The organism is Streptomyces sp. NRRL F-6676 (assembly GCF_000725625.1).
GTDB lineage: Bacteria > Actinomycetota > Actinomycetes > Streptomycetales > Streptomycetaceae > Streptomyces.
In genome coordinates, this window is sequence record NZ_JOHS01000037.1 from 25355 (window position 1) to 38707 (window position 13353).

General features: G+C 71.6%; 12 protein-coding genes. 6 read left to right on the forward strand and 6 right to left on the reverse strand.

All coding sequences use genetic code 11. The features are described 5' to 3' along the window. The first annotated feature begins 1 nt into the window (after position 1). From IO29_RS21700 to IO29_RS21710, 3 genes are all read left to right on the forward strand, one after another. A complete protein-coding gene (locus IO29_RS21700; protein ID WP_234307566.1) occupies positions 2-1246 on the forward strand; it encodes an acyl-CoA dehydrogenase family protein in 1245 nt (414 codons plus the stop codon). Further along, positions 1243-2343 (forward strand): acyl-CoA dehydrogenase family protein, encoded by a 1101-nt coding sequence (locus tag IO29_RS21705; RefSeq protein WP_030380749.1) that lies wholly within the window; start codon positions 1243-1245, stop codon positions 2341-2343. Before IO29_RS21700 ends, IO29_RS21705 begins: the two co-directional genes overlap by 4 nt. 121 nt (positions 2344-2464) lie before the next feature. Beyond that, entirely contained in the window at positions 2465-2659 is a 195-nt protein-coding gene (locus IO29_RS21710; RefSeq protein ID WP_030380750.1) for a hypothetical protein, read from the forward strand. Between the two features lie 121 nt (positions 2660-2780). On the opposite strand, the gene IO29_RS21715 is transcribed toward IO29_RS21710, so the two are convergent. Both IO29_RS21715 and IO29_RS21720 read right to left on the reverse strand, forming a co-directional pair. Further along, positions 2781-4031, reverse strand: a complete 1251-nt coding sequence (locus tag IO29_RS21715) for a phosphodiester glycosidase family protein (protein ID WP_063738103.1) — start codon at positions 4029-4031, stop codon at positions 2781-2783. A gap of 144 nt (positions 4032-4175) precedes the next feature. Continuing rightward, a complete protein-coding gene (locus IO29_RS21720; RefSeq protein ID WP_030380752.1) occupies positions 4176-4559 on the reverse strand; it encodes a DUF779 domain-containing protein in 384 nt (127 codons plus the stop codon). Positions 4560-4775: 216 nt separating this feature from the next. On the opposite strand from IO29_RS21720, the gene IO29_RS21725 reads away from it, so the two are divergent. Then, entirely contained in the window at positions 4776-7190 is a 2415-nt protein-coding gene (locus tag IO29_RS21725) for a phosphoketolase family protein (RefSeq protein WP_030380753.1), read from the forward strand. Between the two features lie 57 nt (positions 7191-7247). Here the strand turns inward: IO29_RS21725 and IO29_RS21730 are convergent, their stop codons facing one another. Further along, a complete protein-coding gene (locus IO29_RS21730; RefSeq protein ID WP_030380754.1) occupies positions 7248-7451 on the reverse strand; it encodes a DUF397 domain-containing protein in 204 nt (67 codons plus the stop codon). Next, the gene (locus tag IO29_RS21735) at positions 7448-8344 is read right to left on the reverse strand and encodes a helix-turn-helix domain-containing protein (RefSeq protein ID WP_078618358.1); all 897 of its coding nucleotides are present in this window, start codon (positions 8342-8344) and stop codon (positions 7448-7450) included. Before IO29_RS21735 ends, IO29_RS21730 begins: the two co-directional genes overlap by 4 nt. Positions 8345-8659: 315 nt before the next feature. Between IO29_RS21735 and IO29_RS21740 the strand changes: the two genes are divergently transcribed. After that, complete coding sequence (locus tag IO29_RS21740; RefSeq protein WP_033226211.1) at positions 8660-9112, forward strand: ATP-binding protein; 453 nt, start codon at positions 8660-8662, stop codon at positions 9110-9112. Between the two features lie 104 nt (positions 9113-9216). Then, positions 9217-9624, forward strand: coding sequence for a hypothetical protein (locus IO29_RS21745; RefSeq protein ID WP_030380757.1), 408 nt, complete (start codon positions 9217-9219; stop codon positions 9622-9624). Between the two features lie 12 nt (positions 9625-9636). Here the strand turns inward: IO29_RS21745 and IO29_RS39020 are convergent, their stop codons facing one another. Further along, positions 9637-12942, reverse strand: a complete 3306-nt coding sequence (locus tag IO29_RS39020; RefSeq protein ID WP_051707845.1) for a type ISP restriction/modification enzyme — start codon at positions 12940-12942, stop codon at positions 9637-9639. A gap of 210 nt (positions 12943-13152) precedes the next feature. After that, a complete protein-coding gene (locus IO29_RS21755; protein WP_030380759.1) occupies positions 13153-13341 on the reverse strand; it encodes a hypothetical protein in 189 nt (62 codons plus the stop codon). Positions 13342-13353 lie beyond the last annotated feature (12 nt).

Here is a 13353-nt window from a genome sequence, read left to right on the forward strand (position 1 = left end):
CATGCCCGACAACGCCACCGCACGCGACGCCGCCGCACCCGACGCCGCCGCACCCGACGCCGCCGCACTCGACGCGGCCGGGCTGCGCGGACGTACCCGCGAGTTCCTCGCCGCCCACCCGCCCGCCGGCACCGACCGGCTCGACTTCCTGCGCGCCCGGTTCGACGCGGGTCTGGCCTGGGTGCACTACCCCGAGGGCTTCGGCGGCCTCGGCGCGCCCCGCTCCCTCCAGGCCGTCGTGGACGCCGAGTTGGAGGCCGCCGGCGCCCCCGACAACGACCCCCGCCGCATCGGCATCGGCCTCGGCATGGCCGCGCCGACGATCCTGCGGTACGGCACGCCCGAGCAGCAGCGGCGCTTCCTGCGCCCGCTGTGGACCGGCGAGGAGGTGTGGTGCCAGCTCTTCAGCGAGCCCGGCGCCGGCTCCGACCTGGCCGCGCTCGGCACCCGCGCCGTGGCCGACGGCGGAGACTGGGTGGTCAACGGGCAGAAGGTGTGGACCTCCAGCGCCCATCTCGCCCGCTGGGCCATCCTCATCGCCCGCACCGACCCCGATGTGCCCAAGCACCGCGGCATCACCTACTTCGTCTGCGACATGACCGATCCCGGCGTCGAGGTCCGCCCGCTGCGGCAGATCACCGGCGAGGCCGAGTTCAACGAGGTCTTCCTCACCGACGTGCGCATCCCCGACTCCCGCCGGCTCGGCGACGTCGGCGACGGCTGGCGGGTCGCCCAGACCACCCTCATGAACGAGCGGGTATCCATCGGCGGCATGCGTCTGCCCCGTGAGGGCGGCATGATCGGCCCGGTCTCCCGCACCTGGCGCGAACGCCCCGAACTGCGCACCCACGACCTGCACCAGCGGCTGCTGAAGCTGTGGGTGGAGGCCGAGGTCTCCCGCCTCACCGCCGAACGCCTGCGCCAGCAACTCGCCGCCGGCCAGCCCGGCTACGAGGGCTCCGGCATGAAACTCGCCTTCGCCCGCCTCAACCAGGAGATCAGCGGCCTGGAGGTCGAACTCCTCGGCGAGGAAGGCCTGTTGTACGACGACTGGACCATGCGCAGGCCCGAACTCGTCGACTTCACCGGCCGCGAGGCCGGCTACCGCTACCTCCGCTCCAAGGGCAACAGCATCGAGGGCGGCACCAGCGAGGTGCTGCTGAACATCGTCGCCGAACGCGTCCTCGGCCTGCCCGCCGAGCCGCGCACCGACAAGGACGTCGCCTGGAAGGACCTGGCCCGATGAGCACACAGCCCGACCTGCTCCACTCCGAGGAGGAAGAGGCGCTGCGCGCCGCCGTCCGCGATCTGCTCACCGACCACTGCGACCCGGCGGGCGTCCTCGCCCGCACCGAGTCGGAGACCCGGCACGACGTACGGCTGTGGAAGGCGCTCACCGAGGGCATGGGCCTCGCCGGACTCCTCGTCCCCGAGGAACTCGGCGGCCAGGGCGCCACGCACCGCGAGGCCGCCGTCGTCCTGGAGGAACTGGGCCGCGCGGTCGCGCCCGTGCCGTACCTGACGAGCGCCGTCGTCGCCACGGAGGCACTGCTGGCGTGCGGGACCGGCGAGCCGGCCGGTGACCTGCTCGGCGAGCTGGCCACCGGTGCGAGGGTCGGGACGCTCGCCGTCGCCCTGCACACCGCCCCGGACGCCCCCTTCCCCACCGCCCGCCTGGAGCACGGCACCCTGCACGGCGAGCTGACCGCCGTCGCCGACGCCACCGCGGCCGACGTCCTCCTGGTTCCCGCCGACGACGGCGGCCTGTACGCGGTGGCCGCAGCGGACGCGACCGTCACCGCGCAGACCTCCCTGGACCTGACCCGCCCGGTGGCGCGGGTCGTCCTCGACGCCGCACCGGCCCGCCGCCTGGGCGAGGCCGAACCCGCCGTACGCCGCGCGCTGCGGGCCGGCGCCGGACTGCTCGCCTCCGAGCAACTCGGCCTGGCCGACTGGTGCCTGACGGAGACCGTCCGCTACCTCAAGGAGCGCAAGCAGTTCAACCGCCCGGTCGGCGGCTTCCAGGCGCTCAAGCACCGGCTGGCCCAGCTGTGGCTGGAGATCGTCAACCTGCGCGCCGCCGCCCGCAACGCCGCCGACGCGCTCGCCACCGGCGGCGAGGAGACCGAACTCGCGGTCACCGTCGCCCAGGCGTACGCCGCAGGGGTCGCCGTGCACGCCGCGGAGGAGGCCGTCCAGCTGCACGGCGGGATCGGCATGACCTGGGAGCACCCGGCCCACCTCTACCTGAAGCGGGCCAAGGCCGACTCACTGGCGTACGGCACGGCGGGCGCCCACCGCGAACGGCTGGCGGGACTGGTGGACCTGCGCGCACCGGCGTAAGAGCCACCCACGGCTGTGACACCACTCGTTCGGAGGACACGTCAGCCGCCCGGACGAACCCTCCGCTACGCCACACTTGCGGCCGAACGCCGCGAAGCGGACGTGGCGGAGGAGGTTGACCATGGCCATTTCCATCTCGCTGGTACTGCTGCTGACCATCCTTGCGGTGATCTTCCTCCGCAACGGCGGCCTGAAGGTCTCCCACGCACTGGTCTGCGCCCTACTGGGCTTCCTCCTGGCCGGCAGCAGCATGGCCCCCACGATCCACAACGGCCTGCTGGCGACGGCGGACATTGTCAGTAGCCTGCGCCCGTGATGAGGGGCGCGGGGAACTGCGCGATCTTTTAGGGGGGTCTGGGGGCGCAGCCCCCAGGGACGGGACGGGAAGGGGCGGCGGGGGCGAAAAAATCCCCGCCGAACCCCCCTCCCGGCCTCACTCACCCCCCGACGGCGAACACCCCCACCCCATTGGCGACCGCCCTCTCCCCACCCCCGGAGGGATGGTTCCGCACACCGACCGCCGTACTCCCCGCCCCTCGCGTCACAAGCGTCGTGGACCCCCCACCGTCCACCCCGAACGCATCCACCGCCCCCAACCGCCCCAACTCCGCGGCCACTTCCGCGACCGTCAGCCCCGACCGGTACGCCGCCCCACCGTCCAGCGCGAGCAGCAGCAACCGCCGCCCCCCGTCGGCGATCCCCAACGCCGTACGAACGGTGGACACCGAGTCGTCCAGCCCCGGCACGGCCTTCCCGCCCCGCCGCAGCACCGCACCCCCGACGGCGAACCGGTACGGCACCCCCGCCTCCTTCGCCACCAGCCGCTGCTCCACCGCGACCTGCTCGCCGACGGACAACTTCCGCAGCCACTGGGCGCCCGCCTCACGCCCGACCAGCACGGTCGTGCCGTCGGCGACCGACCCGGAGCCGGGGGAGTCCGCGGCGGAGACGACCCGGCCGCCGCGCACGGTGACCTCGTAGGTGTCCGTACCGCACGGCGCCCCGCGCACGGTGTCCGTCCCGCACACCGCCCGCCGCCGCGAGACGCCGCCCCAGTCGGCGGTGTACGCGCCGACCGAGCCCTCGGGCAGCGCGTACTGGTTGAGCCCGCGCAGCGGCAGCGTCCCGTCGGCCGCCGTCCGTACCGTCCCGGTCAGGGACAGCCGGTCCAGCCGGGCGACGCCGTCGGTGCCCACACCGAGCACGTCCTCGGTGCTGCCGCCGGCCGGCAGTGCCGGGCCGAAGCGCTGGCCGCGCGGCACCGCCGCCTTCAGCGCCCGGCCGCCCGCGACCGCCGGGCCGACCGGGGCGCCGGTCACCTCCACGCCGGGGTGCTGGGCCTCGCTGATGTCGAAGAAGTCACCGTTGACCCCGGCGACCGCGCCGGCGGAGGCGGCCATCCGGGACACGGTGGCGCGGGCGGCGACGGCACCCGGATACAGCAGATCCACGCGTACGTGCGGATCGCGCAGGTCGACGGTGAGGAGGTGGGCGTGGGTCGTGCCGTGGGCGGCGTCGAGGTCGTAGTCCCGGTAGGTGACGCCGGGCGAGATGCCGTCGGCGCGCTGCCCGGCGGCGGCGGGCGCCGCGCCCGCGAGGGCGGCCCCGGCCAGCGTGCCGAGGACGGAGAGCTGGGCGAGGAGTGTGGTGAGCCGGGTTCTGGGACGGAAGTGCCGGTAACGCGTCACGAGTACCCCCTGGGGACCGGTGGCTGCCTGGCTGTCTGACCGTCAGTCTGCTGTGCTGACGCATCATCAATTCACCCGCTCATCACAGGAATGAGCCGGGAGTGCGAGGGGCAGTCCACCAGACGGTGGTGACGCGGACGGCGGCTATGCGTCGACGACGCGGGAACGGATCAGAAAACGCACTCCTTCGGGTGCCTCCAGGGAGAAGCCGCTGCCGCGCCCGGGTACGACGTCCACGATCAGCCGGGTGTGCGCCCACACCTCGTACTGGCCGCGGGACATCCAGAACCCGACGGGTTCGCCGACCCCGTCGACCTCCAGCTCGGCGAGCAGCACGTCCGAGCCGCCGGTACGGAATTCGCCCTCGGGGTAGCACATGGGGGCGCTGCCGTCGCAGCAGCCGCCCGACTGGTGGAACATGAGCGGCCCGTGCGACGCGCGAAGCCGCCGTACGAGGTCGGCGGCGGCATCCGTCAGCGCCACGCGCGGTACGACGACCTCGCCGGCGTCGCGCTCTCCCTCACCCATCCCCTGCCTCCTGCCTCCGGCACCTGGACCGCCGATTCAACGGCACGCCAGGTTGCAGGGGGGTTGCACGGGGGCGGAGCCCACCCGGGGTGCCGTGTAACGGGCCCGGGGGACGAAAGACCGACCGGCTCCCGTCCGAGTGGGCCAACCGGCCCTCGCGGGTACCCGGGAAACCCCGCAAGGTGGAAACACCCGCCCCGACCCGGAAGGCCCCTCATGCCCGCCGACGACACCGCACGAGCCGGCACCTCCCAAGTTCCCCAGGCCCCCCAAGCCCCTCTCACCCCCGAAGACCTCGCCACCCTCGACGCCCACTGGCGCGCCGCCAATTACCTCTCCGTCGGCCAGATCTACCTCATGTCCAACCCCCTCCTCTCCACCCCCCTCCGCCCCGAACACGTCAAACCCCGCCTTCTGGGCCACTGGGGCACCTCTCCCGGACTCAACCTCGTCCACACCCACCTCAACCGCGTCATCCGCACCCGCGACCAGGACACCCTCTGCATCTGGGGCCCCGGCCACGGCGGTCCCGCCGTCGTCGCCAACAGCTGGCTGGAGGGCTCGTACACCGAGACCTACCCGGACGTCACCCGCGACGCCCCCGGCATGGCCCGCCTCTTCAAACAGTTCTCCTTCCCCGGCGGCATCCCCAGCCACGTGGCCCCCGAGACCCCCGGCTCGATCCACGAGGGCGGCGAACTCGGCTACGCCCTCTCCCACGCCTACGGGGCCGCCTTCGACAACCCCGCCCTCCTCGTCGCCTGCGTGATCGGCGACGGGGAGGCGGAGACCGGCCCGCTCGCCGCGTCGTGGCACTCGAACAAGTTCCTCGACCCGGTCCACGACGGCGCCGTCCTCCCGATCCTCCACCTCAACGGCTACAAGATCGCCAACCCGACCGTCCTCGCCCGCCTCCCCGAACCCGAGCTCGACGAACTCCTCCGCGGCTACGGCCACGACCCCCTCCACGTCACCGGCGACGACCCCGCCGCCGTCCACCAGGCGATGGCCGGCGCCCTGGACACCGCCCTGGACCGCATTGCCGCCATCCAGCGCGCCGCCCGCGAGGAGGGCGCCACCGAACGCCCCCGCTGGCCGATGATCGTGCTGCGCACACCGAAGGGCTGGACCGGCCCCGCCGAGGTCGACGGCCTCCCGGTGGAGGGCACCTGGCGCGCCCACCAGGTCCCGCTCGCCGCCGTCCGCGACAACCCCGAGCACCTCCGCCAACTGGAGGCATGGCTGCGCTCGTACCGCCCGGAGGAACTCTTCGACGAACACGGCGCACCCCGCCCCGAGGTCCTGGCCTGGATCCCGCAGGGCGAGCGCCGGCTCGGCGCGACGCCACGCGCCAACGGCGGCCTGCTGGTCCGCGAACTGCCCCTGCCGCCCCTGGAGAAGCACGCCGTCGCCGTCGACAAACCCGGCGCGACCCTGCACGAGCCCACCCGCGTCCTGGGCGACATGCTGCTGGACGTCATGGCCGCCACCACCGACCGCCGCGACTTCCGTCTCGTCGGCCCCGACGAGACCGCCTCCAACCGCCTCCAGGCCGTCTACGCCGCCAGCGGCAAGGCATGGCAGGCGGAGACCCGCCCGGTGGACGAGGACCTCGACCGGCACGGCCGGGTCATGGAGATCCTCTCCGAACACACCTGCCAGGGCTGGCTGGAGGGCTACCTCCTCACCGGCCGGCACGGACTGTTCTCCTGCTACGAGGCGTTCGTGCACATCGTCGACTCGATGGTCAACCAGCACATCAAGTGGCTGCGCACCACCCGAAGCCTCTCCTGGCGCGCCCCCATCGCCTCGCTCAACTACCTCCTCACCTCACACGTCTGGCGCCAGGACCACAACGGCTTCTCCCACCAGGACCCCGGCTTCGTCGACCACATCCTCAACAAGAGCCCCGAGGCCGTACGGGTCTACTTCCCGCCGGACGCCAACACGCTGCTGTCGGTCGCCGACCACGCGCTGCGCAGCAAGAACTACGTCAACGTGATCGTGGCCGGCAAACAGCCCTGCTTCGACTGGCTCACGATGGAGGAGGCCCGCGTCCACTGCGCCCGGGGCCTCGGCGTCTGGGACTGGGCCGGCACCGAGGACGGCACCCGGGAGCCCGACGTGGTCCTCGCCTGCGCGGGCGACGTCCCCACCCTGGAGACCCTCGCCGCCGCGCAGTTGCTCCGCACGCACCTGCCCGACCTCGCCGTCCGCGTGGTCAACGTCGTCGACATCGCCCGGCTGCTCCCCGCCGAGGAACACCCGCACGGCATGACCGACTTCGAGTACGACGGCGTCTTCACCGCCGACAAACCGGTGATCTTCGCCTACCACGGCTACCCGTGGCTCCTCCACCGCCTCGCCTACCGCCGCGACGGCCACGAACACCTGCACGTCCGCGGCTACAAGGAACGCGGCACCACGACCACCCCGTTCGACATGGTCGTCCAGAACGACCTGGACCGCTACCGCCTGGTCATGGACGTCATCGACCGCGTCCCCGGCCTCGCCATCCGCGCCGCCACGGTCCGCCAGCACATGCAGGACACCCGCCTGCGCCACCACGACTGGATCCGCGAACACGGCGTGGACCTCCCGGAGGTCGCCGACTGGACCTGGGACGGCTGACCCCCGGGGCGAACAGGCGGGCGGCCCTGCCACACCCGGCCACCCGCCCGGCCCCCGTCACTCGGTGGACGCCAGGAACGCGGTCCATCCCGCCCTGCCGACGCACACCACGGGCCCGCCGCCTGTGACCTTCGAGTCCCGTACATGCACGACGTCCAGCCCGACGGCCACCTCCACGCAGTCACCGCCGCCCGAACCGCTGTAGCTGCTCTTGAACCAGTGCAGCCCGTCCACGTTCTCGGTCACCTGCTCCATGCTCATGTCTCTCCCACCAGCCGTTCGATGAGCCGCGCAGACTCGACGCCGTTCAGAGCCTGCGATCGCAGCTTGCCATACCGCAACCCGAAGGCGCTGACCTCTGCCGGATCATGGATGACGCACCCGACTTCCTGGGACTCGATATACCCAAGGTGCTGGTGCTCACTGGTCTCCAGCACCACGAACGGTCCGTTCAGCCCGGAGTGGAACCCGGCTGCAGCCGGCATGACCTGGACCTCGGCGTTCCGCAACGCGCCCATTTCCAGCAGATGTTGCCACTGTCCGCGCATCACCTCTCTGTCGGCCACCGGGTTCCTCAGTGCCTCTTCGCCGATGATGAAGGACAGCTCCGCGAGCGGAACCCGCGTCAGAAGGTTCTGTCGACTCAGCCGCGCCTCCGTGTGCTGATCGATGATCTCCTCGCTCAGCGGTGGGCAGTGTCCCGCAAACAGAGCCCGCGCGTACGCCTCCGTCTGCAACAGCCCAGGAATCAACAGCGGATCGTAGGAGAACCGACTGACCGCCTCCGCCTCGAAGAGCGCGAAGTTCCTGAAGAACCTCGGCAGCTTCGCCCGGTCCACCTCGTCCTGCAACACCTCCAGAACCCCACCCGCCTCCAGCACTCGGTCCGCCGCCCGCGTGAACGCCGCCTTCGCCGGGCGTCGACCCTGTTCGACCGAGCCGACCTGTTCCAGCGAGTACCCGATGGCCTCACCGAGCTCCTGCTGATTCAACCCGGCCCGTTTGCGCAGGTGTTGCAGCAGTCTGCCGTACGCCGACCACGCCCCGGGTAGCTCCCCGCCGGCCTCCTTCGGGTTCGCCGCCCGACCGCTCCGCGCTTCCCGTACCGTGCTCACGCCCTCACGTCCTTCCGTTCCGGAACGCACCCCGCTCATCCGCCCCGCGGCCTCGCCCGACCTCGCCACAGGGACCCTGCTCAACGCGACTCGCGACAACCGGGACACGACCCGGACCCGTACAACGCCCGTACAAACCCACATACAACATCGGCCCCGGAATCCGTAAGGTGGGGATCATCGGGCGGCGTAGGCCTTCGTAGTTCCCGAGGTGACTCATCCCGGACCCGACGGTTCCGGCCACGCTCACGGCCCCGTACACCCGCCGTACCAACCCTTCCATCGGCCGTACCGCGCGACCACGTACGGAGATCCGACCTCGCGCGGTCGTCCGCGCCACGGGACGGTCACTCCGTGAAGCCGACCAACATCAGTGTGGAACCGCCCACTCGCGCCCCGCACCTCACCATCCGCCTCAGCAGCACCGCACGCGGAGCCCGTCTCGCCCGTCGCCTCGCCGGACAGCAGCTCGCGGCGTGGGAGATCCCGTACGGCTCGGGGACGTCACAGGCCGCCGCCCTCGTCACGGCCGAGCTGGCGGCCAACGCGATCACCCACGGCAGGACACCCGGCCGGGACTTCCGCCTGACGCTGCTCCTCCTGCCCGCGCACGACGTCGTCCGCGTCGAGGTGACCGACACCCGCCCGGGGCGGTTGCCCCGCGACCCCGTGGCCGAACCGGCGGTACCCGACGCCCCGTCCGGACGTGGACTGCTGCTCGTGGCGGCGTACGCCGAACGATGGGGGTGCGAGGTCCGGGACGCGTACACGAAAACGGTCTGGGCGGAGGTCGCACTACCCAGGTGACTTTCTCACCGCAGGCTGGGGGGGGGCCGGGGCCACTGTGGACACCGCGACACGGGTGCGTGAGGCGAGCAGGTGTCCCGCACGGCGCGGGCCATACTGGGGCCATGCTCGACCCCCTCGGACCGCTGTCACCACTCCAGCACCACCTGTTGCGGGAACTGGACCTCTGCGACCTCCCGGCACCAGAAGCCGGACCGGAGTCCTACGCGACCCGGAACCTCGATACGGACGAGGTCCGGGACGCGCTGCCGACGCTGCTGTGGGCCGGCCTGGTCGAACAGCGGGACGGCGACCGGGGCACGCTTCGTCTCACCGATGCCGGAGTGGCCGCCCTGCGTACGGCGGAGTGTGACGAGCTGACGGCACGACTGAGCGCGGTGTCGTCCTTCGCCGACACCGTGGCACGCGGTACGGCGCCCCGTGCCGCCGGACACGCCCTCGGACTGCTCGCGGAGGGAGTCTGGGACCTGGAGCAGGCCGAGGCACACGTCGCGGCCGGCGAGGGCACGTAGCCGCGGCCGCGGTCACGGTTCCCCCGCCGGTCGGTCGAAGTCCAGCACGACACGTCGACGGGCACGGTCGGCTCTGGGCTGGGGCGGAAGAACACCTGCCGACGTGAGGTCGGTGACGGTGACGACCGGTGAGTTCACGATCCGCGTGGTGAGGGTCTGCTGCGCCGGAGCGAGGTCGACCAGTCGACGCAGCACGGACAACAGCTCGACCAGCTCCGCGGACCATTCGCCCGGCCACGTCGTGACGTGGAGGTCGTCCAGTGGGCTGGTCCTCCGACTGGTGGGTGAGGCCTTCCGGTAGCCGAACCACTTCTTCACGATTCGCATGCCGCCGACCTCGTAGCACCAGACCTCGGGCGGGACCCCTGTGAAAGTGCCCGGCCCCACGTGAAGGGTGCCGCTCTCCTCGTCGTAGGTGAGGGTGTCGGGCACCGTGGAGCCGACCGGCGTCATGTACCGGACCTGGCGCGGGTCACCCGGAGGGAAGTCGACACCCTCCTGACCGGACACCGGCGTCTCGGGCGGATCGCCCCACGCGCCATACGTGGCCGCCCACAGGAACGCACGTCCGACCCGGACCGCCTCGCTCCACAGCTCGGGATCGCGCGTGAGCGGCAACCGGACACCTGGGGTGAGCAACTCCTCGGCGAACCGCTCGGTGAAGGCGCTGTGCCCGGCGACGGCCACGACGTAGGCGGCGAGGTCGTGCACGGTCACCCCGTCCAGGCCGAGGGTCGCGGACAGGTACCGAAGTAGGCCGGTGGGCACGTTGGCGCTGCCGTCCGGGTGGAGGACGGGATGCACCCTTCCGCCCCGGCCGTTGAAGTGGTGCGTGTCCGGGAGCAGCGCCGTCGCCACCAGTGCGGGGCCGCTGTCGATCTCGTGGCTGCTCTGCTGGTTGAGGAACACCTGCCCGGGCTGGAGCGACTCCCACAGATCGGGCCGGGGGAAGTCGAGCACCCGGTTGTCCGCGATGAGCCATTGCCGGTCGAAGCTGCGCAGGGCGATGCGCGAGAGCGTTGGGCGAGCGGTCGTCTCCTCGTCGACGGTCCGGTCGGGATGTGGGAAGCCCGGCAGGCACGAGGCCCGAGCGTCGAGCCGGCGGTCCCGCGTCTCCTTGAAGAGGACGGCTTTGGCCTCCGGATCCTCCTCGCCCACGAGACGGGCCCAGCGACGCTGGAGGACTGATGGATGAGGTGAGGTAACCCAGGATCGGTTGGTCTTGCAGCCCGGACTGCCCCAGGGGAACAGCGAGTCCAGCGCCGGGTACTCCTCCCAGCCGGACAGCGCCGCTGGAGTGAAGGGCCGTATCCCTTCCGTATGTGCGTCCCGCCATCCGTCGTCGTCCAGACCGACCGCACGGAGCTGGGTGAACTTCTCGGCGCGCTTTCCGTACAGGGCCCGGTGGTGGATGCGCGCGGGGCGGGTGGCGTCGTGGTCCGCGCATCGGAAGAAGACGCAGATGGACAGCGGCTGGGCGACGTGCGGGAAGACGCGGGTGGCCACGTCCGAACGCTGCCCCTCCGGCGACAGATTGATGACCCACCCCTCGTCGCACGTCCGGCGCAGATAGTCGCGCATGCCCCGCCCCGCGGGGCCGGTGGCGAAGGCGGACGGGGTGATGAAGCAGACGACGCCGTGCCGGTCGTCCGGGTGCGCGTCGAAGACCTTCCAGGTGGCCCAGCGCCAGAAGTAGACGTACAGGTTCTTCAGCGCGTGCTCGTAGCGGCCGTTCCCCGGGTGGCGGAAGTCGTCCAGGGGCGGGCGGCCCTGGCCCTTGACGCGTTTCTCGATCCAGCCGCCGCGGTTCTCCGCCTTGTCGTCGTAGGGCGGGTTGGAGATGACCACGGTGACGGGGACATTGGCCTTCACGTGGTTGGCGCGGGCACGGGAGACCGACAGGGCCGCGTAGGTGGAGGCGAGCTGCTCCTCCTGGATGTACGGATCGTCGAGGGTGTCCGTGACGTGGAGGTTGAGTCCGCCGGGGGGAAGCGTGGCGCCGTGCTTCTTGAGCAGGTCGGCTGCGCGGAGTTCGGCGACCGCGAACGGGCCCATCTGTAATTCGAAACCGTACAGGCGCCCGGCGAGACGGCCGATCGCGTCCCGCGCCATGGCCTGGCCGGAGCGGGTGGCGGCCTGCCGTGCCACCCGCTCGATGATCGTGTGCAGGTAGGTTCCGGTGCCCATCGCGGGATCGACGATGTGGACGCCGTCGTCGCCGTAACCGCGGGCCTTGCCCAGACGGGTGCGCAGGACCTCCTCGGTGAGGCGCACCATCTCCTCGACCACCTGGTGCGGGGTGTAGTAGGAGCCGCTGCGCCGGCGCAGGTCGTCGTCGTAGACGGAGAGGAACGACTCGTAGAGGTGGAGGTACGCGTCCCGGTTGTCTCGCCGGATGGTCACCCAGTCGACGCGTTCGACGGTGCGGGCGAGGAGGTCCAGGGTCACCTCGAACCGCTCGTTGACGTTGTCGGTGAGGAGCTGGAGGGCCTTGCCCATCAGGGCGTGACCGGCGTGGAGACGCCGACCGATCTCGTGGAAGCTCGTGCCGGTGACCGGGATGCCCTCCGTGCGTGCGAGGAGCAGGGCGAAGGTGACGGTCTGGGCGTAGCCGTCGGCGAAGGTCGCGTCGTCGGCGGTGGGGAAGAGCAGACGGCGCCAGTCGCTCCGCAGACCCGTGAAGGGGCGCTCGACGGTGGGGTCGTCGGCGTCCGTCCCGCTCTCCGCGCGCAGTTGCTCCCGCACGGCCTCGCGCAGGAGGCGGCAGAGTGGGGCGACGTGCTGGACGAGGACCGATACTCGGCGGACGGTCGGCGGATCCCAGAAGAGGACTCTTCGTATGAGGGCGTCGAAGGCGGCCGGATCCGAGGCGCCGAGTTTCACTCCGGCGCTCTTCAACGACCCGGACAGGACGACCTCCTCGCCGACCTGCGTGCCGTACTGGAAGACACGCCAGTGGGTGCCGTTGGTGTAGAGCAGGTTCGGCAGGTCGCGCAGGCGCTGCCACTGCCGTCGGTCGTGACCGGTGAAGGTGTCGGGGTCGATGCTCTTGCCGGGCCGCTTCACCTCGATGTAGCCGGTGATCTGCGCGTTGACGCGTACGGCGTAGTCGGGACGGACGCCGAGGTGCGGTATGCGGGTCTCCGGATGCCAGCCGATCTCGCGCAGGGCGTGGTGCTTCCCCAGAGCGTGGAACAATTGCTCCAGCGGGCCCCGGATCGCAGCCTCACGGTCACCCGGCCCCGCCAGACTGCGTTTGCACTGCGCGCCGAACTCCGAGACGGCGTCCTGTAACCACTGAAGGCGTACGTCAGCCATGGTCCCCCCAGACCTCGGGCCCCGGATGTGACACGGAGCCGACCCCTCCTGATGCGAAGTATGCGGCAGAGTCTGTCGAAATGGCAGGCTGCGTGCGCGGGGAGGATGTAGCCGGTTCGGGTGTCTGGGCGGAGGTGCGACTCCGTATGTGACGCCCGCCCTCGTCCGGTGCGGGCGCGGCGCGCACCCGTGCGGACGGTCGGAACGGGGTCAGGAAACGGCGGCCGCCGTCCTGGGCGCGGTGGTCAGCCGGAGTCCGACCTCGACGAGGGTCCAGCCGAGGCGGACACGCAGGTTGCGGGGCTGCCGCGCCGCTGCGACGCGGCGGTACGCCTCGGCTTCGGCGCGGAGTTCGGCGGCGTGGACGTGGTGCAGGGCGAGGTACGTCTCGGGATCCATCGGGTCGTGGCC